Source organism: Phaeocystidibacter marisrubri (assembly GCF_008933165.1).
GTDB lineage: Bacteria > Bacteroidota > Bacteroidia > Flavobacteriales > Schleiferiaceae > Phaeocystidibacter > Phaeocystidibacter marisrubri.
Map to the genome: position 1 here is coordinate 149360 of NZ_WBVQ01000002.1, position 18629 is coordinate 167988.

At 45.4% G+C, this 18629-nt stretch carries 16 protein-coding genes; 10 read left to right on the forward strand and 6 right to left on the reverse strand.

Features of this window, described 5'->3' with window-relative positions:
• Window positions 1–55: 55 nt before the first annotated feature.
• The 3 genes from F8C82_RS08050 to F8C82_RS08060 all read left to right on the forward strand — a co-directional run bounded on the left by F8C82_RS08050 (window position 56) and on the right by F8C82_RS08060 (window position 1951).
• Window positions 56–787: an NYN domain-containing protein gene (locus tag F8C82_RS08050; protein ID WP_151693078.1), complete on the forward strand. Its 732-nt coding sequence runs from the start codon at window positions 56–58 to the stop codon at window positions 785–787.
• Window positions 788–845: 58 nt separating this feature from the next.
• Window positions 846–1379, forward strand: coding sequence for a lipocalin family protein (locus F8C82_RS08055; protein ID WP_188477375.1), 534 nt, complete (start codon window positions 846–848; stop codon window positions 1377–1379).
• An 83-nt stretch (window positions 1380–1462) separates the two neighbouring features.
• The gene (locus F8C82_RS08060; protein ID WP_151693080.1) at window positions 1463–1951 is read left to right on the forward strand and encodes a hypothetical protein; all 489 of its coding nucleotides are present in this window, start codon (window positions 1463–1465) and stop codon (window positions 1949–1951) included.
• A 23-nt stretch (window positions 1952–1974) separates the two neighbouring features.
• Here F8C82_RS08060 and F8C82_RS08065 read toward each other — a convergent pair whose 3' ends face one another.
• The 3 genes from F8C82_RS08065 to F8C82_RS08075 form a co-directional block, all read right to left on the reverse strand.
• A complete protein-coding gene (locus F8C82_RS08065) occupies window positions 1975–3447 on the reverse strand; it encodes an outer membrane beta-barrel protein (RefSeq protein ID WP_151693081.1) in 1473 nt (490 codons plus the stop codon).
• The gene (locus tag F8C82_RS08070; RefSeq protein ID WP_170266194.1) at window positions 3444–4016 is read right to left on the reverse strand and encodes an RNA polymerase sigma factor; all 573 of its coding nucleotides are present in this window, start codon (window positions 4014–4016) and stop codon (window positions 3444–3446) included. The genes F8C82_RS08065 and F8C82_RS08070 overlap by 4 nt, the downstream gene beginning before the upstream one ends.
• Window positions 4017–4096: 80 nt before the next feature.
• On the reverse strand, window positions 4097–5302 hold the full coding sequence (locus F8C82_RS08075; RefSeq protein ID WP_151693083.1) for a T9SS type A sorting domain-containing protein: 1206 nt from the start codon (window positions 5300–5302) through the stop codon (window positions 4097–4099).
• Between the two features lie 376 nt (window positions 5303–5678).
• On the opposite strand from F8C82_RS08075, the gene F8C82_RS08080 reads away from it, so the two are divergent.
• Window positions 5679–6005 (forward strand): hypothetical protein, encoded by a 327-nt coding sequence (locus F8C82_RS08080; RefSeq protein WP_151693084.1) that lies wholly within the window; start codon window positions 5679–5681, stop codon window positions 6003–6005.
• A 14-nt stretch (window positions 6006–6019) separates the two neighbouring features.
• Here F8C82_RS08080 and F8C82_RS08085 read toward each other — a convergent pair whose 3' ends face one another.
• A complete protein-coding gene (locus tag F8C82_RS08085) occupies window positions 6020–7672 on the reverse strand; it encodes a T9SS type B sorting domain-containing protein (protein WP_151693085.1) in 1653 nt (550 codons plus the stop codon).
• 179 nt (window positions 7673–7851) lie between these two features.
• Between F8C82_RS08085 and F8C82_RS08090 the strand changes: the two genes are divergently transcribed.
• Window positions 7852–8691 carry an ABC transporter permease gene (locus F8C82_RS08090; RefSeq protein WP_151693086.1) on the forward strand — a complete coding sequence of 280 codons (840 nt, stop codon included), beginning with the start codon at window positions 7852–7854 and terminating at the stop codon, window positions 8689–8691.
• Window positions 8688–9902: an ABC transporter ATP-binding protein gene (locus tag F8C82_RS14740; protein ID WP_170266195.1), complete on the forward strand. Its 1215-nt coding sequence runs from the start codon at window positions 8688–8690 to the stop codon at window positions 9900–9902. Before F8C82_RS08090 ends, F8C82_RS14740 begins: the two co-directional genes overlap by 4 nt.
• On the opposite strand, the gene F8C82_RS08100 is transcribed toward F8C82_RS14740, so the two are convergent.
• On the reverse strand, window positions 9891–10757 hold the full coding sequence (locus F8C82_RS08100; protein ID WP_151693087.1) for a hypothetical protein: 867 nt from the start codon (window positions 10755–10757) through the stop codon (window positions 9891–9893). The genes F8C82_RS14740 and F8C82_RS08100 overlap by 12 nt on opposite strands.
• Window positions 10758–10864: 107 nt before the next feature.
• Between F8C82_RS08100 and F8C82_RS08105 the strand changes: the two genes are divergently transcribed.
• From F8C82_RS08105 to F8C82_RS08120, 4 genes are all read left to right on the forward strand, one after another.
• Window positions 10865–11629, forward strand: a complete 765-nt coding sequence (locus F8C82_RS08105; RefSeq protein ID WP_151693088.1) for a sulfotransferase — start codon at window positions 10865–10867, stop codon at window positions 11627–11629.
• A 45-nt stretch (window positions 11630–11674) separates the two neighbouring features.
• On the forward strand, window positions 11675–12724 hold the full coding sequence (locus tag F8C82_RS08110) for a glycosyltransferase family 2 protein (protein ID WP_170266196.1): 1050 nt from the start codon (window positions 11675–11677) through the stop codon (window positions 12722–12724).
• Entirely contained in the window at window positions 12721–13581 is an 861-nt protein-coding gene (locus F8C82_RS08115; RefSeq protein WP_151693090.1) for a glycosyltransferase family 2 protein, read from the forward strand. The genes F8C82_RS08110 and F8C82_RS08115 overlap by 4 nt, the downstream gene beginning before the upstream one ends.
• A gap of 220 nt (window positions 13582–13801) precedes the next feature.
• Window positions 13802–17833 (forward strand): T9SS type A sorting domain-containing protein, encoded by a 4032-nt coding sequence (locus tag F8C82_RS08120; protein WP_151693091.1) that lies wholly within the window; start codon window positions 13802–13804, stop codon window positions 17831–17833.
• Between the two features lie 47 nt (window positions 17834–17880).
• Here F8C82_RS08120 and F8C82_RS08125 read toward each other — a convergent pair whose 3' ends face one another.
• A complete protein-coding gene (locus tag F8C82_RS08125) occupies window positions 17881–18600 on the reverse strand; it encodes a M15 family metallopeptidase (protein ID WP_170266197.1) in 720 nt (239 codons plus the stop codon).
• Between the last annotated feature and the right edge of the window lie 29 nt (window positions 18601–18629).

An 18629-nucleotide genomic window follows, 5' to 3' on the forward strand; every position in this document is an offset into this window, starting at 1 on the left:
ACCTTTCTAGAATACTAATCCCGTCTGATAAAATCACAGACGAATACATCTTCTAATGCCTTCCAACTTCAACCTTGCCGTCCTCATTGATGGTGATAATATTCCCTCTGGTCACGTTCAAGAAATGATGGAAGAAATTGCCAAATACGGTAACCCTACCATCAAGAGAATCTATGGAGATTGGACCAAACCCGGATTGACAAAATGGAAGAACTTGTTATTGGAAAATGCCATCACCCCCATCCAACAATACGCCTATACTTCTGGAAAAAATGCCACTGATAGCGCCATGATCATCGATGCGATGGACATTCTCTACAGTGAAAATGCAGATGGCTTCTGTTTGGTTTCGAGCGATAGCGATTTCACTCGACTTGCAACGCGATTGAGAGAAGCGGGAAAGCTCGTTATTGGCATTGGTGAGAAGAAAACCCCTAATCCCTTCATTGTAGCGTGCGACAAGTTCATCTACATTGAAATTCTGAGAAGCCCTACGGCTGAGAAACCAGAGGAAAAGGACAGCAAATCAAGACCAAAATTCGATAAGATTACCCGAAAGGAAATTGCGCTCATCTCATCTTCAATTAAAGATTTATCTGATGATGATGGATGGGCTTTCTTGGGTGACGTGGGAAGTTTGATACAGAAGAAACAGCCCAACTTTGACTCGAGGAACTACGGTTTTGAAAAACTCACTCCTCTTATCAAATCTATTGGCAGCTTTGAGATTGACAGCCGAGAAGGACCAAAAAGTCGATTCAAACTCATCTACGTTCGAAACAAATGATGTAAAACTCAAACTCTTCTTCGCCTGATTTGTTTGGAACTAAAGAATCACTATGATCATGAAGAAGCTCAGTAAATTGTATTGGATTGCTATACTAGGGTTGACGATAACCGCTTGTCAATCTATTCCCAAAGCAGCCACTCCTTACCACCCCTTTGAATTGGAAAAATACATGGGCAAATGGTACGAAATTGCCCGCTTCGACTTCAAATTCGAAGAGAACCTCAACAACACGACGGCCACCTATTCCATTAAAGAAAATGGAGATGTAAAGGTGATTAATCGAGGTTACAACTACGTGGAAAAGGAATGGGAAGAAGCTGTGGGAACGGCAAAGTTCAGAGACTCTAGCAATGTAGCTGCCCTCAAAGTATCCTTCTTTGGTCCCTTCTACTCTGGCTATAATGTGGTTGCTCTAGAAGGCGATTACCAATATGCTCTAGTTGCTGGTAAAGACACTGATTATCTCTGGATTCTTTCAAGAACTACTTCTTTACCCGACTCCGTTAAAACTAAATTCCTTGAAGTGGCTACCGATATCGGCTACGACACTTCGAGGTTGATTTGGGTGGAACACGGAGAAGTGGAATAGGTTCTGGCCTTAAGTTGGCAATTGCTCGTTAAACCCGACGTAGTTGAGGAACAATATTTGAGCATTGACCTCAAAACAAAGTCATGAAGTGGATTGGCGTATGGATCTTGATTTCTCTGTTCATTGGTTGTTCGTTAGAGAGCTCTGAATATTCACCTAGAAACCTTGAGAATTCATTTACGGGTGTTTGGCTGGAACCTAAATATGGAGCCATTCCTTTCGGAGCGAACTTGAACATCCTGCCCAATGGTAGCTTCACGTATAGCGGTGGGGCGTGTATGGTCAATTTCAAGGGCAGTGGATATTGGATACGATCGAACGAATCGATCACTCTCTACAGCGATACCATCAGACACTGTGAAGACGAGCTCGCGTTTGGTGCAGATTGCATCCTTATTGACAACAGCAAGATCCCTCCGAAACCAAGCCCCCAACCACCTTGCAACCATGGTGATATTGAACAAATCATCATTTTTGAAGATGTTCAACTGAGTCTCAACCACGATACATTATGGCATGTCAATTCAGAAATCGTGACTTGTCCAGAAATGAAAGGAAGGTTTGTGAGATGAATAAGGCGTCTGGAGTCTACATACTAAAATCTATACCTCACTCCCACTCCAAAGCTCATCCTCGTGAAACGGTTTCGGTTCAAGAGTGGATCGGAGGTTACAGGGAGTCTGAATGATGTTCGAAGGAATACGCTCCAATCATCGGTCCAGTGGTACGAGATTGCCGGACGAAGAATGGCATCCACACCCCACGCTGTCGTGGATTGAAACTCATCACTCACATAAGTTGTACTTCTGAAGTTTACTCCACCTTGTAGTTTCACTCCCCATGACCCGCTTCTCCATTCGTAACCCGCCACTAATGGAATCTGAACATACGAGGTAGTGATGTGCGTGCGCTTGGTGCGTGACACCTGGCTTAAAGTCGAATCAATATCGGTGGTAATAATTGTGTCTGTGTAGCTCGTATAGGTGGTATCGTAGCGGTACTCACCGGTATAATAGCCTGTAATCACCCAATATTTCACAACGGATGTATCAACACCAAACTCGAATGACGTTGAAGTGGTGGTATCATACTCAAGTACATTCTCCTTGTAATCCGTAGAAATAAAACCACTGGTATTTACATAATGGGCACCCGTTTGGAAGGTCCATCCTTTCCAGTCATACCCGATTTCCAAACCCAACTCATTACTCAATAAGCTCGAATTTAGAGAAGGTGAAATGGCGTAATGTCCTTCTGCAAACATCCCCGTACTAGTGGCCGTTGATGAATTTATCAGGATAGAACTTGGACTTTCTGATGCCTCGCTCGCAGCGTCCTCTAGAGTTTCAGAACTCTCAACTTCTTCCTCAAGCGTTACCGTGCGTTCAATCTGATCTGTTCCGAGTGGATGATCGGAACGCGATACCCATGATTTCTGTGCGAGTTCAATTCTAGGTGTTTCGTTGGCGAAGGCTTCGGATTCTGAACCAGGCACCTGATTCTCCATTGTAGTCTCTGGAACATCTGCATTTGCACTTTGAGTCGCCAATGCCCCCGCTTCTGGTTGAACCTTCCTCACGTTGTTGGATGTTGGGGTTGACGCTGACGATAACTGAGATGGAGCCCCAACCGTAGGAGTTGAAGACAGTGCATTATTAGAAGGTTGTGCCTCTGTATTCGCTGTAGAGGATGGTACGGACGCTTCTGTATGCCCTCCAGATGTACCCGAAGTTGACGATGAAGATACCACCGCTACGGATGACTCTTGAGAGGATATCTCCTTAGAATCAGGTTCATCCGAAAGGTTGGACTCTTCAATAGGAATAACCGTTTCAGACGAAGTTACCTCAGTTGATGGCTCGGTGTGAGACCAAGGTTGAACAAGCAATGCACTCAACGCCATAACTCCAAAAACCAACACAGTGAAGAGCCCCCATCTACGGCTGCGGTTCGGAGCAGTGGCAGGCGACTCATTCAAAAGTGATTCCATAGCAGCCCAATCGCCTTCCTGCATAGAGGTAGCCGATTCGTCAACTTTGTTCTTTATGGAGTTCCAGAGCTTACTCATGAGAACATGGATTGAATATGTTGGTTCTTTCCTAATTCGTCTTGTAACATCTTCTTGGCCGACTTCAAATACCGTTTGGTAGATCTTTCTGTCACCCCTAATTCAGCTGCAATCTCATGATGTTTATATCCCTCCATTTCGTGAAGCGTAAACACCAGTCTTTCATTATCCGGTAATTCGAAAATGATCTTCTTGATCTCTTCTGCGCTCATCGCTGAAACTACATCGTGAAAGAAATCTTCCGAAGCGCTCCCTTCCAACTCTTCTTCTGTTTCACAATACACCATCTGAAGTTTCTGAGCCTTGTTCTTTCTAAAGTCATCAATGGCAGTACGAACCATAATTGTAGATGCCCATGGCATAAAACTCTGACGGTCGTCGTACTTATCCAAATTCGTCAAAACCTTCAAGAAGCCCGCATTTAGCAAGGCCAACGCGTCTTCTCTATTCTTCTTATATCGGTTACATGTGAGCATAAGTCGGTCGAAGCAATGTTGATATAACTCAAATTGCGCACGTCGGTTGTTCTTCCGACATTGTTGGATGACCGCTTCTAGATTTATGCTCATCGATGATTTAAACTGCAATACCACCCCGAGAAACCGAGGTGGCATTACAGGTTTTTACTTCAAATTCTCGTTGAATATCGTTAATTAACGATGAGTCGTTGAGCAGTTACCGAGAACGGCGTACGAACTCGAACGAAATAAACACCGCTTGGCAAAGCTGAGAGTTTTACTTCATTGTATTCCGGTTTTACTGAAGTTACATTCTGACCGTTAATGGTGAACACATCTACCTCGCTCACGTCTAAAGCAGCATCCCAAGTCAGTACTGCATCACCTGCAGTTGGGTTCGGGAATAGTTTCAAAGACTGAAGTAGATTCTCATCCATGGAGAGTTCAGCAGGATCAAGTACATTCACGGTAAAGCCTGTCTTGAACACAGGAGCACCGGTTGAGTCAAATGTGATGGTATCACAGAATGTGCTTGAACAAGTGTCTACGCCATCAGTAGCGAGGATGGTCAAACAAACATTATAGGATGCAGCTGTACTTGCATAAGTGTGCGTTGGATACTGAACGTTGTAAACCGAACCATCACCAAAACTCCACATGTAATCAAAAATGTATCCTGCAGAAGTAGTTGAGATCTCTCCCAAGATAAGTTGACCATTGAAAACACCTGAGTTTACAGTATCAATCAAGAACTCGGCATTACAGGTAATCCTCGGTGAAGATCCGTTGTACCAAAGTGAATCCCAAGTGGCTGCACACGTTGTATCGCGTCTGAAAAAGATGCTCACAGGACCTGTGGTGAATGATGACTTAGGTACGGAAATGGAAGCGATGTTGATGTTAGATGGGGATGAGTAATAGTATGACCCATTCACCACAAACTCGTTATCCACACTGGTCAGATTAGTCCAGTTCCACTCGCGTAAAGAAATTGCTTGAACTTCTAAATCAGTAGACGTGAACTCGGATTTGAGCATCGTTTGACAATCTGATGGATCACACGTGGAATAAATGAGTGTGTCATTAAACATAGATATCGATGGATTCAAATAGAGTTTCTTCTGATAAAAAGTACCGTTACAATCAAAAGTTCCAAAGTGGACCGTGTCTAGCGTAGATGGAATCGTGAAGGAAGCTCTACCATTACCAGATGTGTATTCTACCTGAGTAAAATCACGTGGATCAGCAATACTTGCTGCACCTTGATGGTTTTCATAGAGGAACACTGCAACACCTTGATGAAGCTGGGTGTTGCTGTAAACATCAACATCTAAGTTGACCTGTGCTAGGGCACCTAACGAAAAGGCGGCAAAAAGAAGGGATAGTAGTTTTTTCATAACAGTCGTGATTAGATTCTCTACTCACTACTACGGCAGGGGGTGTAGAGGGGTGACAGCAAAACGTAAAATACTTTTCATCCATGGTAAATCATGGAAATATCAAACTTAAAATATTGAACTAACCAATTGATTAAAAGCATATTAACCTCAGAAAACAATGTCAACACTCCGACTATTGTTGTGGACACCTTCCATCATTCCAATTCCAAACTTCGAGTAGAAGCATCTGTTTATAGTTCAATTTCTACCAATCAACGAAAACTGACCCCATCCCAAGCCACTTCCTCCTAATTTCGAAGTATTGAAAAGCAGATTAGGTTTTGTCCCCCCCTCCTCTTCCACACTCTGCTCTCAACCATTTAATTATTCTACGATGAAAAATTATTTTGTGTTGTTTGCACTAACCCTTCTAGGCGCTTGTACCCCGGATATTACGGAAGAGGTTTACACGTATACACCGCCTAATTACTACCTCAAGTTTGCAGGACCTGAAAATTTTGTTTGGGAAGTAGATGGACAAAAAGGAACGGCAGACTCACTCAACGTGACTGGTAAAGTAAAGGTGAATGTGCGCGTTCAGTTGGATAAGCCAGCGAGTATCTCTTGCACACTCTACAAGGGCCAATACCCGACTTTCTACTACATCACTTCTTGTACGCCAGACTCCATCTACGAATTTGAAGTGCCCATCATTCGATAAGCGGAGCCGTCAGTTTAGTACATCACATTGATGGATCCATTCACTTCATAAGGATCTCTGGCGAAAGCTCCCCAAGCACGAGCCACGATGAAGTACACCCCTTCAGAAACTTTTCTTCCGTTGGTGGTTCCATCCCATTCTTCGCCCAAGGTGGTGCTCTTAAACACAACTTTCCCCCAACGATTGAAGACGGTCCATTCTACTCTTTCTGCCGCATTGAAATGGGGAACATACGTATCGTTAATACCATCTCCATTGGGTGAAAAGACATTGGGTGTTTCCACAAACGGAGTGAAGGAAACCGCAGTGCATATTTCATCTGAACATCCTAAATCCGTTTCCACGCGAACACAGATTTGTGCCGGATCAAAATCTACATAAGTATGTGTGGCTGAAAAAGTAGACACGGCTCCTCCTGGAGTGTAACTATTCGATTGACCATCGCCCCAGTCCACTTCTATGGAGCTAACTTGCAGTCCACTGGCAAGATTAACTTGTATGCTAACTTCTGGATTCTGTGAAGGTTGAACATATACTCCATTGTTCACATAGCCTCCATCACCTGATACTTGGATGGATGTAATCACCGGGCTTTGTCCCACCACTATGGTATCGAGCCATGTGGAATCTGGACAACCCGTATTGCTCTCTGCAAAAAGCTTCACGAAATATTCGCCCGGCGAGGTATAACAGTGACTCCCTGTGAAAGCAGTATCAATAGGTGAACCATCTCCATAATCCCACCAATATGTTGCCTGTGTAGAATCTAGAGACGATAAGTTGGTCCAATTTGCACAGAGCTCATCGCACCCCTCTGTATCCGTATTGAGTTGTGTTTGAATGTAGGCCTTGGAATTCGGCACCACATAGACCGTATCATAGCTCTCACAGTTGTAAAAAAAACTGATGTCATCCAATCCAAAATCGTTACCCGCTACCAAACTCGAAACGGTAATAATCTGAATGTTGGAGTTCCCCGTTGCGTTCGGCGTAGTAAAGGAAAACTGTGCTCTGCTCCAAACACCAGCGCTATTAGGTGTACTGATTTGTGCTCCGATATTCTGTCCGTTCACTCGCAAAATAAGCGAGCCCGGAGGTGTAACAAAGGTGAGCATCCACCATGTCATGGTTACGGTTGTATTCGCTGGGAATGCCACATTCTGCTGCCAAAGAATCCTATTTCCTGAGGTTGAACCGTTTACGAGCATGTAGTTGCCAGATCCCGTAGTGTGATCTCCCCATGTCCCGAAGTTGGGATGAACAGAATTGGGATTAGTACCCACAGCATAGGTACCTTCATTCCAAATGGAAGTGGCATTGTAAACATACTGACTTGTAAACCCTGTATTTCCCGAGGTAAAATCTCCGTTCACGGCGGGAACATTACTAGCAGAGGTTCCTTTTAGGATGATGGTATCCGGCGTATTGCCAACAATCACATATGGAGTAGCACACGACGAACAGCTCAAACTTGAACTACCACTCCAATCATAGCTACTTGCACCCGAAGCACTTAAATACACCGTATCGCCCACACAGGCCGAAGCGGTATCAGTATTGGCGCTTACATTGCATTGTGCAGACACCATCAAGGGAGTCAACAAGGCATTGATCACGCAAAAAAAACGCACCCAAATTCGTGGATTACCAAAAAGTTCTTTGAGCATTCACTCGGCTATTTATGAGAGATACAACACGTCCGTTTCACACGAAACTAACGCCTAATCTACTTATTAATACGTGAACATTCACTGAAATCGGGAAATAGGTAACTCTATTTGAGGCAGATTTATCAATGATGAATCCCCGCTTCTTCGCACTGTACAATTTTCGCTAATTTCCCACCATGGCTGAGAACCGACCTATCACCGTGGTCGACGCGAACAGTAAATCCGCGTCGAACGGTTTGTCAACTTTATGGAATTACAGAGAATTGCTGGGATCTCTATCTCGAAGAGATTTCCGAGTTCGGTTTGTTCAAACTCGACTGGGATATGTTTGGGCCATCATCCAACCCCTGTTTTTAATTGCCATCCTCACCTTCCTCTTTAGCAAGGTACTCAGCGTTAACACAGGCCATGCGCCCTATCCGCTCTTTGCGTTAAGCGGACAAATCCTCTGGTCGTTTTTCAGTTATTCGGCCGTACAAGGCGGACAATCGCTGGTCCAAGCGCAGCACATGATTCGAAAGATTTGGTTCCCGCGAATCGTACTCCCATTTAGCAAGGCAGGGGTAGGGTTGATTGATTTGGCCATAGGACTGGTACTACTGCTGGCCCTCATGCCTATCTTCAATATGCCGTATTCGACTTCCATTGCTCTCATTCTTCTTGCCGTTCTCTTTACCGTAGTGGCAGGAATGGGAATCTCACTTTGGACATCCTCTCTAGGCATTAAATACAGAGATATTCAACACGCATTACCCTATGTCATTCAATTCCTGTTCTTCCTAACACCCGTTGCTTATCCCAGTGGAATTTTGGGCAGAGCCGTTGGAGAATCGAATACATGGATCGCTTATCTGAACCCTATGGCTGGTCCGATTGATATCGCGCGTTACGGACTCTTTGGAAGTGAGATCAATTCATCCCATGTCTCCATCAGTTGCGCTATCGCATTTTTCGTTTTGATATCAGGTTGGATTTACTTCCACAAAGTTGAACGCAATATGGCAGACACCTTATGAGTAATCCGGCAATTGAAATAGAAAACCTAGGGAAGGAATACCAACTTCACGGAGCGAAGTCCTCTACTCTTTTGGGAAAACTCACCAACTCACTGAAAAGAGATAAAGACACTTTTTGGGCGCTTCGCAATGTAAATTTGAACATCGAAGAAGGAAAGGTATTGGGCATCATTGGCCCCAATGGCGCCGGAAAGAGTACCCTACTAAAATTGCTTTCTAGAATCACGTATCCCAGCGAAGGGAAATTCACAGCAAGAGGGAGAATTTCAAGCTTGCTAGAAGTGGGGACGGGTTTCCATCCTGAATTGAGCGGCCTGGACAACATTTTCTTGAACGGCTCCATCTTGGGAATGTCCAAGAGCGAAATTGAACGAGCCAAGGATGAAATCATTGACTTCTCTGGGGTTGAGAAGTTCATCAACATGCCAGTGAAGCATTACTCCAGTGGAATGAAGGTACGTCTGGCCTTTTCTGTCGCCGCACATCTCACCGCTGAAATTCTCCTTATCGATGAAGTTCTAGCGGTTGGTGATGCCTCTTTTCAACGGAAGTGCTTGGAAAGAATGGAAAGTGTCTCCCAAAACCAAGGTAGGACGATCTTATTTGTAAGCCATAACATGCGGGCCGTTAAGGACCTGTGTCACGATGCGGCTTACATTGACGGAGGTCAACTCACCCAGTACGGCACAGCAGATGAAATCACAAGGTTCTACCATCAATCACTGGAGGAAAAGGCGCTAGATGTGCAACTGGAGGCACGAACCGATCGCGAAGGAACGGGCTCTGTAAAGTTGTCGCGCATGCGTTTTATAGCTGAAGACGGGACGGAATTGTCCCAACTTACCCCAGGAGAAACGGCTGTTTTAGAAGTGGGATACACGGGAGCTAAATCTCCCGAAGGTCTTAATGTTCGATTGAGCATTGGCAGAGAAAACGACGGTTTTATCTGTGCGCTATCCAACCATTTGGCAGGAGAGCACTTTGGAACATTACCTCCAAACGGCACTCTGCGTTGCAAGTTGGATAAAGTTCCCTTCATGACTGGAAAATACACGATCAATGCGCGATTAACCCAGCACAACATCATGACAGATGATGTGAAATCGGCTTTGGTATTTGAAGTAGGCGAAGGAGATTACTTCAACAGTGGCGACTTATTCAGCACAACACGCACTGGTGTTTACATCGATCAACGTTGGTCAGCGGAATAATCGCCACCCTTTCTTTTTGCGCTTGGCTGCCTGACCGTGAAAAAGCTTGTACATGTATTCCGACCCTTCGGCAGATGGCAAACTGGTTTGGGGTTTCAATTTCCAATCGCTTGCATCATACCCGTGCTTTTCGAGGAATGGATTGAAGACATCGCCGTACATTTCAACGTCTTCAGGCGTAAACCACCTGCGCCAACTGCCATAGCTCTTGGATCTGGCAACGTGCGAAAAACGCTGATCTTCGGCGTCTTTGCTTGAAATCTTGAGTCCGAGGTATTCCTCGAGTTCATCTAGCTTTCCATCCATGAAGTCTTCATACTTCAAAATCAACCAATCTCGTGAGGACGCTTCATCAATAAAAGAATCGACCCCTTTCAATTGATTCTTTTGGCGTTCTTTCCATGAGGCGATACGCGCTGGACTGGTTGAGAAAAGTGCATAAAACGGAACATCAGACGGGTGCTTCTCTTTGAATTGCGTCAAGCGTATGGCCCGCTCAAACTCCTTTTCATCCGGACGATGGCGATGGAACCAGCGGTAGAAAAATCCCGAAATCCATCGATCGCGGGGATCTCTATTAATGAAGATCTTCTTGTCAAAATCCGAATAATCTGCGAGCATACTTTCTGGAGTGGCGCCATTGCCTGCAACCGTTGGCATCAAGGCTTTGATAAGCGTATGCTCCGCCAGCGGAAAGCTCGTTCCATCCAATTTTACAAAGTCATCTCCGCTCCTTTTCACCGGTTCAAAGACTTCCATAACCTCCACATTGAGGTCAGACTCCATAGCCTGCTTAATTCGAATATGCAGTGCCGTAGTTCCACTTTTGGCCAAGCCATAAATAAGTATGCGCATTCGGTAAAGATACATACCGATGTGAATTCTCAAACCCCAATCTCTCTGCAGAATTACTTTCAGGATTGTAATGCAGATTGTACCTTCCCTATCACAACCTATTCCCCATGTTCAGGCTTCAATTCTACCGCCCCATCATCATTATTGGTATGCACCGATCTGGCACTTCACTCGTTGCTAAACTATTGCACGACTGTGGTATCAATATGGGAGAACACCGGGATCACAACGAAGAATCGTTCCCCTTTTTAAATGTGAATCAAGAGGTGATGAAAGAACATGGATCTTCTTGGATTGATCCTTCTCCTCTCCCCGCCGCGGTAGAAGCGCCTCAATCAGCTATGGGGATGTATGTAAATCACTTTCAACTCGACCCTTCCGATTTTGTCTTTGCCGGAAGACCTCGAAACCGAATGGTCATGTGGTTACACAATCAAAAATGGGGATTTAAAGATCCGAGAAACAGTTTTACACTTTCGATGTGGCTAAAACTCTATCCGAAGGCAAAAGTGATTCACGTGATTCGCCATCCCAGTTCGGTGGCCGACAGCTTGAAGCGAAGAAATGAGATTGATGGAGAAGTATTCGATGAACGCCTGAACGACCTCAACTTCAACCTTCAACTTTGGAAAAAATATGTGGTAGAAGCGGAGCGGCAAATGGCTCTGGTTCCGAAATCGCGCAAAAAGACCATAAAATACGAGGACATTCTTCAAGGTGGCACGGCCCTCACAGATTTGGGTCGATTTGTGGGAGAAGACTTGGTGAAAACGTTCTCTGATCGCATTCACCCCGACCGAGGTCGAAGAGCAGCCGAGATCGACCTTTCCTCTGTTTCTGATGTACTCACACGGTTTGGCTACGACCAATAAGTAGAGTTAACGTACTTTCGCACAATAAGCAACACGCTCTTGCCTGTGGTTTCAGTCATCATTCCAAATTACAATCATGCACCCTTTCTCAAACAGAGAATAGAAAGTGTTTTGAATCAGTCTTATGACGATTTGGAAGTCATTATTCTAGACGACTGTTCCCCAGATTCTTCCCGAGATATCATCCAGGAATACGCCGAGAGGTATTCTCGCATTCGTACTCACTTCAACACGGAAAACTCGGGAAGCACCTTTGTGCAATGGAACAGAGGAGTGGAGATGGCCAAAGGCGAATACATTTGGATTGCTGAAAGTGACGACTTCGCCTCACCTCATCTTCTCGAAAACCTCGTACCCATCTTAGATCAGAATCCCAATGTAGTTCTTGCCTACGGACAAACGTGTGTAGTGGATGAATCCGGTGATGAGCTAAGAAGTTACCTCGAGGATTATCGATTTCTATTTCCTGCCGATGCTTCTAGATGGGAAAGTGACTTCATCAATGAGGGAAAAGATGAAGCTTCTCGATTCCTACTTTTTCACAACACCATACCCAATGCAAGTGCGGCACTCATTCGAAAATCAGCGTATACTGGTGTAGGTGGAGCTGAACCGGGTTGGAAGCTAAACGGCGATTGGATGTTCTATGCCAAACTGCTCATGAACGGCGACCTTGCATACTGTGCAAAAACGTTGAACTACTTCCGAACGCATCCAGTAACTCAACGTCACCGAGCCAACTTGACCCCTGTGGTATACGATGAGATACTGAAGATTCTCGCCTTCATTAACCACCATGCTAATCCCGATACGAAACGGGTGAGAAAGGCACATCGAGTGGTTTCTGGATGGTGGAGCGGCAGTCTGTTCAGACAAAGATGGGATTGGAAAAATGCCAAACACAATCTTCGACTCTTTTTTGAGTTTCTCTACTGGAAACCTTGGCTCCCCCTAAGCATGCTGGCTACCACTTTCTTTTATATCCTAAGCAACCTAACAACGTGGCTTGGAATAAAAGGAGAGTTGAGAAAGCTCATCAACAAACTATTTCCGGGTGCACTTTTTGACCCGACTCAAAAGAAGTCGAACGAATGACCATTGGTGTCCTCATACCTGTATTTAACGCTGAAAGCACCCTCACTGAAACACTGAATTCAGTAGTGCATCAAACCCGTTTACCCGATGCAATTTGTATCGTAAACGATGGATCTACCGACCGATCTGCATCCATTATCCAAGATTTCCTCACCGCACATCCTGATCTTCCCGTAGAGATCATCACGCGAGAAAACGGAGGTTTAGGATCAGCCAGAAATGCAGGAATGGAAAAACTCACCACTGATTACATCGCCTTTCTCGATGCTGATGATGTGTGGACCCCTCATAAATTGGAGCATATCTCCAAAGCCATCCTCAATCATCCCGAAGCGGATTTGATCTATCATCCCATTTGGGAGTGGTGTGCTGAAACGGGCCAAATTCGAAAGCGAAGAGATCAACCGATTCTAAGTCCACTGGATATTTGGACGCACAACCCCATCACTCCTTCAGCATGCGCCATTCGTAAAAAGGCCATGGATTGGAGCTTTGAAACCGATCCTAGCATTCACGGAGTAGAAGATGCGCTTTTGTGGACCGTGGCTCTCTTCCATCAATGCACCTTTGTTCGCATTCCGAATGTAGATACACGCTACCGCTTGGGACACGGAATGACGAAGAACGAAGAAGAACATGAGTGCCATGTTGAAAACGCCGTTGAACTCGCCGCCAATCGCGGTTGGATTTCAGCTGTTGACCTCTCCAAATTTCGAGCACAGCGTCACTATCACATGGCTCGAAATGCACACAAACGGAGAGAATTCTCCAATGCTGTCCAACACTATGCAGCCTCGGAAAACACCTTCAAGTCGAGCATTTTAAAACTGCTCGCCTGGGCCCATATTAGAGTCTAAAAGACCACCGTCCTGCCCCCTCATCTATCGATAAATCACGCACTTGACCCAACGGATCGAGAAATCTTCTCGTTTTCATAGTATCGGTAAGACCTCCTCCTACCCTACTCTCTCCCATTCTACCCCCTTGGGAATACTGTTGAAACTATGCTACTCAACTGACACTAAACTCAAACGCCAATATGCGGTAAAAAACTACTAACTCAACCTCTGCATCATTATGAAAAGAACGCTCTCCCTTTTCACTCTATGGGTCGGAATGGCCTTAACCCCGCATACTCATGCAAGGGAAATTCCAGGCCTGCCTTTGGCCAACCAAAATGCTTCCAGCAATAAAACCGTTGCCGAACTTTGTCAGCCTGCTCAGGCACAATCCGACCTCAACTTTAACAATGTGCGCGCTACCATTCTTGGTGGTGGAGATATGTGGTGGGATCTGAATCAACCTCGATACGAAGTTCCAAAAGGAAGCAACCTACACTCCATGTTTGCTGGAGCCCTTTGGCTAGGTGGTGTAGACGAAGGAAATCAGCTCAAGTTAGCCGCCATGACCTACCGACAAAAAGGTAGTGATTTCTGGCCCGGACCTCTGTCTAACGACGGTCTTGCCACCGTAACAAAAGAAGTCTGTGATAAATACGACAGACACTGGCTCATCTACCGCGAGCAAGTAGAAATCCACAAGGCATGGCTGGATTGTCAGGATGATCCAGACTGTGACGTAGGCGCCGAATTCCCCGGTTATGAGGCCAATATCCCTGAAATTATTCTCAATTGGCCAGCTCATGGTGCAGATGGAGAACTGGCATACCGCCTCGCTCCGTTCATCGACCGGGATGGAAATGAAGAATACGATCCAATGGTCGATTATCCTGCGTATGACATTGACCGCTCCTACGATTGTCAACAAAAAGAAGTTGACCTGCTCTATGGAGATCAGACGCTTTGGTGGGTATACAACGACCGAGGAAACGTCCACACCGAGACTCAAGCAGGTGCCCTTGGTTTTGAAATTCGGGCTCAGGCCTTCGCCTTTGCAACGAACGACGAAATCAACAATATGACCTTCAACAATTATCGCATCATCAACAAATCCACCTTCCGACTCACTGAAACCTACTTCACCACTTGGTTTGATCCCGATCTCGGTTTTGCCGATGACGACCTCATTGGGTGTGATATTCCAAGAGGATTGGGCTACTGCTACAACGCGGATGACTTTGACGATGGCTCCTTGGGATATGGATACTACCCACCTGCAGTTGGGTTCGATTTCTTTCAAGGTCCATTTGCCGATTACTTTGATGGTAAAGACAATGATAGAGATGGTTGCGTTGATGGAGTGCGAGATGAAAACGGCAATTGCGTGGGGGAAAACCTAGCCACAGGATTGAACGAGCGAATCATCATGTCGGGCTTCATGTACTACAACCGGGGCAACGATCAAGCTTCCGGCGACCCTGAAAATGCCGCTGACTTTTACAATTACATGCGAAGCCGATGGAAGAATGGCAATCCCTTAGTGGTGGAATCTCCATCTGGTCCGGGGAATACGAACAACGGGGATGGATATACCGCCAATGGATCTGGACTGGCCACCCTCTTTGCCTATCCGGGAAATACATTTGATACCACGGGTGTAACTGCGCCAACTTCCGATCAAAACTGGTTTGAATCTCCAAGCAACAAGCAAGACAAACGAGGCTTGCACAATGCAGGGCCCTTCTCTTTGGCTCCAGGTGCTCTCAACTTCATCACCACCGGTGTCGTTTGGGAGAGAAACTTCCAAACACAAGAATTATTCGCATCGGTAGAGAAAGTAATTTTTGCTGATGATAAAGCCCAACAGCTCTTTGACAATTGCTTCCAAGTCTTGAACGGACCTGACGCTCCCGACCTTGAGATCATTGAACTCGATCAAGAGCTGATTCTCACCTTGAGCTATTCTCCAGCCTCCAACAATGCGAATTTAGATTACTCGGAAAAAGATCCACTCATCCCCCTTCCTCCAAACAAAACAGAGGCTCAGGTATTGGCCGAAAATCCAAATTACTTCAATTACATATTTGAGGGATTCCAAATTTTTCAATTTAAGAACAAGAACGTTTCCATCGCTGATCGCTACGATCCTGCTCAATCGAGATTGATTGCTCAGTGCGACTTGCGAAACAATGTCACCCAATTGGTCAATTGGGAGGTGGATCCAGAAATCAACCAGCTCATCCCAACCGACATGACGCTTGAAACCAACAACGACGGAATCAAGATGAACTTTAGCATTACGGAAGATGTATTCGCAACTTCTACTAGAACTCTTGTGAATCATAGAGAGTACTACTTCACCGCAGTGGCTTATGCTTACAATGAATATGAACCGTATGACCCTTATTCTGGAGAAGATGGTCAGCGGAAACCTTTCATCGCAGGTCGGAGTAATATCGCCACCTACACTGGTATTCCGCATAGAACGGAATCGGAAGAAGACGGTTTGATTCTCAATGCAGACTATGGAGATGGGGTAGAAATCACCCGAATTGAAGGAATGGGTAACTCTGGAATTGACCTGCAACTGACGCGTGAAACGGAAGATGAAATTGTAAACACCTTCAGTGCTGAACGCGCCACATATGTACCGGGCAGAGGTCCTGTGGAAGTCAAAGTGGTAGATCCGAAAAATGTTCCTGCAGGATCTTATGTGATGAAATTCGACGGAACCGACTCCGATGCCAATTGGACACTAGAAACGGAAACCGACGTGATTCCATCCCGACGTAACATCGGATTCTTAAACGAGCAAATCATTCCTGAACTCGGGCTGTCCATCACCGTAGAGAATGTTCGACAACCAGGAAATGATACCAATGGAATCTTTAATGCGGGAATCATCTCGGCTCAAACCGTCTTTAGCGATCCTACCAAAGCGTGGCTTTCTGGTGTTCCTGATGATGACTCTTACTCGCCTCTAAACTGGATTCTAGCTGGAGCGAATACCAATCCTCAAAAAGCACCTGCCTTTCTTTACAAAGACTTCAGCGGTGATCCGAAACAGTACTTTGAGGACCTGATTGGCGGAACATGGGCACCGTTCTACTATGCCAGTGGTTTGGATCGAGGAACAGATTCGGGTTATGCGGTATATGGCATGGGACCTTCTGATAAAATCGTGAACAATGTTGGCTCACGCCTTCATCCTAAGAATCTTCACTCGGTAGACATTGTCTATACAGATGATCCTTCAAAATGGACCCGTGTTCCCGTGTTTGAAATGTGTGAAGACACAGCACTTTCTGAAGGTAAAGCGGCGAAACTCGGCCTGAGAAATGCACACGGATGGATCCTTCAGAACGGTCAGCTCGTTCGCGATAATTCCAACGAAGGCAAGGGATGGTCGTACTTTCCTGGCTATGCCATCGACGTGGAAACAGGTCAACGCCTCAACATGGCTTTTGGTGAAAACAGTTGGATGATCGCTGAAAGAGGAAATGACATGTTGTGGAACCCCACTCCTACTGTAGCGGTCAGTCCAGGCGACAATGTCACAGGAGGTTACCGCTTTGGAGGTCAGCATTACATCTATGTATTTGCACCAGAAGTCACCTGGGGACTAGACCTCATTGACGTTTCCTACAAGGGAAATGATGAAAAGGACAACCCGATGTACAGTGAATTCATGGCGTTGGAATCTTCGATTAACAAACGGAGAATTTTCCAAGCGTGTTTCTACACCAACATCCCTATCACTACTCCTGTTTATGCTGAGAATGACCCATATACGAATATGCCTTCAGAAGCGAGAACGAGTATTCGAATGAATCGTCCTTATGGGGCCTATCAACCGGCCAACACTACTCCACAGAACAATTCGAATCCTATGTATAAATTCAATACAACAGCCTTTGCAACGGTGCGTTCCGATCGGAAGACCGCTACCACGGCACTGGACAATATTCGAGTGGTTCCCAATCCGTATTACGCCTCTAGTGCTTATGAAAATTCACAATTGGACAATACCGTTAAAGTGACGAATTTGCCAGAAGTCTGTACTATCTCCATTTTCAGTACCAATGGTACACTCATCCGACAAATTGTAAAAAACAACGCCTCCACTTGGGTAACTTGGGACTTGACCAATGACTACGGTGTCCCGATAGCATCTGGAGTTTACATCTTCCACGTAGATGCAGGAGACTTAGGTGAACACATACTGAAATGGTATGGCGCCTTGAGACCTGTAGATTTGAATGCCTTCTAAAAACAAATCGGAGCAATGTTGTATGGCATTGCTCCTTTTCTTTTTCTCTAGATGGGTGATACAAATGGATCGCCGGGAAAATCTGCAATTCCATTAACATATCTCCCGATTACGTCAATCTCAGCATTCACTTCCGCCCCTGGGAATCCAGAAATATCCTCTGGAGTAACCAGGTGATTATAAGCCTTCAGGAGTTTACGTGCGATGGGTTGATACGACCAATGCCACTTCTCTTCATTGTATCCCGTTCGCCCTCTCATCTGGGCCGTATACGGTTGAAAATATCCAAACTTATGCGCGTTTGCACTCATCCACTCGTAGATACGTGCCCCCTGACCACTTTCAAAGTAAGAGGGTTCTACGGAGTTAATATCGAGATCCGTTCCCCAATGGTGACGAGAGGTTCCTGGCATAGAACTATATTCTAAGATAGCAAGGGCCTTTTCTGCTTCGTCGCCATTTTGAGAAGCCCATTTTCTTGTCCATATTTCTTCTTGATATTCATGATTTCGAGTTGCTGAAACGACGAAAATTCGAATGCCATCTGCAGCGGCCGAATCTGCCATCAACATAAAGGCTTCAGCAGCTTCTTTTCTCAACCATGCGCTTTCTCTATTGGTGTAACGAGAAGGCAATGAGGTAAAATCAGAATGCTCAGAAGGCTCGAAGCGTCCCATCAACTCGTACTTCTCAATAAGTGGCGCATTCTGAGAGGAAGTCAACATCGCCATCATGATCACAACCGGAAGAAATCGGAATACTTTCATGTGAACGAAGATACTAGGAATCATTCTTT

Excerpts from the sequence above, each read along its gene's own strand:
- F8C82_RS08050 (WP_151693078.1), top strand. The coding sequence starts at position 56 with ATGCCTTCCAACTTCAACCTTGCCGTCCTCATTGATGGTGATAATATT.
- F8C82_RS08055 (WP_188477375.1), top strand. The coding sequence starts at position 846 with ATGAAGAAGCTCAGTAAATTGTATTGGATTGCTATACTAGGGTTGACG.
- F8C82_RS08060 (WP_151693080.1), top strand. The coding sequence starts at position 1,463 with ATGAAGTGGATTGGCGTATGGATCTTGATTTCTCTGTTCATTGGTTGT.
- F8C82_RS08065 (WP_151693081.1), bottom strand. The coding sequence starts at position 3,447 with ATGAGTAAGCTCTGGAACTCCATAAAGAACAAAGTTGACGAATCGGCT.
- F8C82_RS08070 (WP_170266194.1), bottom strand. The coding sequence starts at position 4,016 with ATGAGCATAAATCTAGAAGCGGTCATCCAACAATGTCGGAAGAACAAC.
- F8C82_RS08075 (WP_151693083.1), bottom strand. The coding sequence starts at position 5,302 with ATGAAAAAACTACTATCCCTTCTTTTTGCCGCCTTTTCGTTAGGTGCC.
- F8C82_RS08080 (WP_151693084.1), top strand. The coding sequence starts at position 5,679 with ATGAAAAATTATTTTGTGTTGTTTGCACTAACCCTTCTAGGCGCTTGT.
- F8C82_RS08085 (WP_151693085.1), bottom strand. The coding sequence starts at position 7,672 with ATGCTCAAAGAACTTTTTGGTAATCCACGAATTTGGGTGCGTTTTTTT.
- F8C82_RS08090 (WP_151693086.1), top strand. The coding sequence starts at position 7,852 with ATGGCTGAGAACCGACCTATCACCGTGGTCGACGCGAACAGTAAATCC.
- F8C82_RS14740 (WP_170266195.1), top strand. The coding sequence starts at position 8,688 with ATGAGTAATCCGGCAATTGAAATAGAAAACCTAGGGAAGGAATACCAA.
- F8C82_RS08100 (WP_151693087.1), bottom strand. The coding sequence starts at position 10,757 with ATGCGCATACTTATTTATGGCTTGGCCAAAAGTGGAACTACGGCACTG.
- F8C82_RS08105 (WP_151693088.1), top strand. The coding sequence starts at position 10,865 with ATGTTCAGGCTTCAATTCTACCGCCCCATCATCATTATTGGTATGCAC.
- F8C82_RS08115 (WP_151693090.1), top strand. The coding sequence starts at position 12,721 with ATGACCATTGGTGTCCTCATACCTGTATTTAACGCTGAAAGCACCCTC.
- F8C82_RS08120 (WP_151693091.1), top strand. The coding sequence starts at position 13,802 with ATGAAAAGAACGCTCTCCCTTTTCACTCTATGGGTCGGAATGGCCTTA.
- F8C82_RS08125 (WP_170266197.1), bottom strand. The coding sequence starts at position 18,600 with ATGAAAGTATTCCGATTTCTTCCGGTTGTGATCATGATGGCGATGTTG.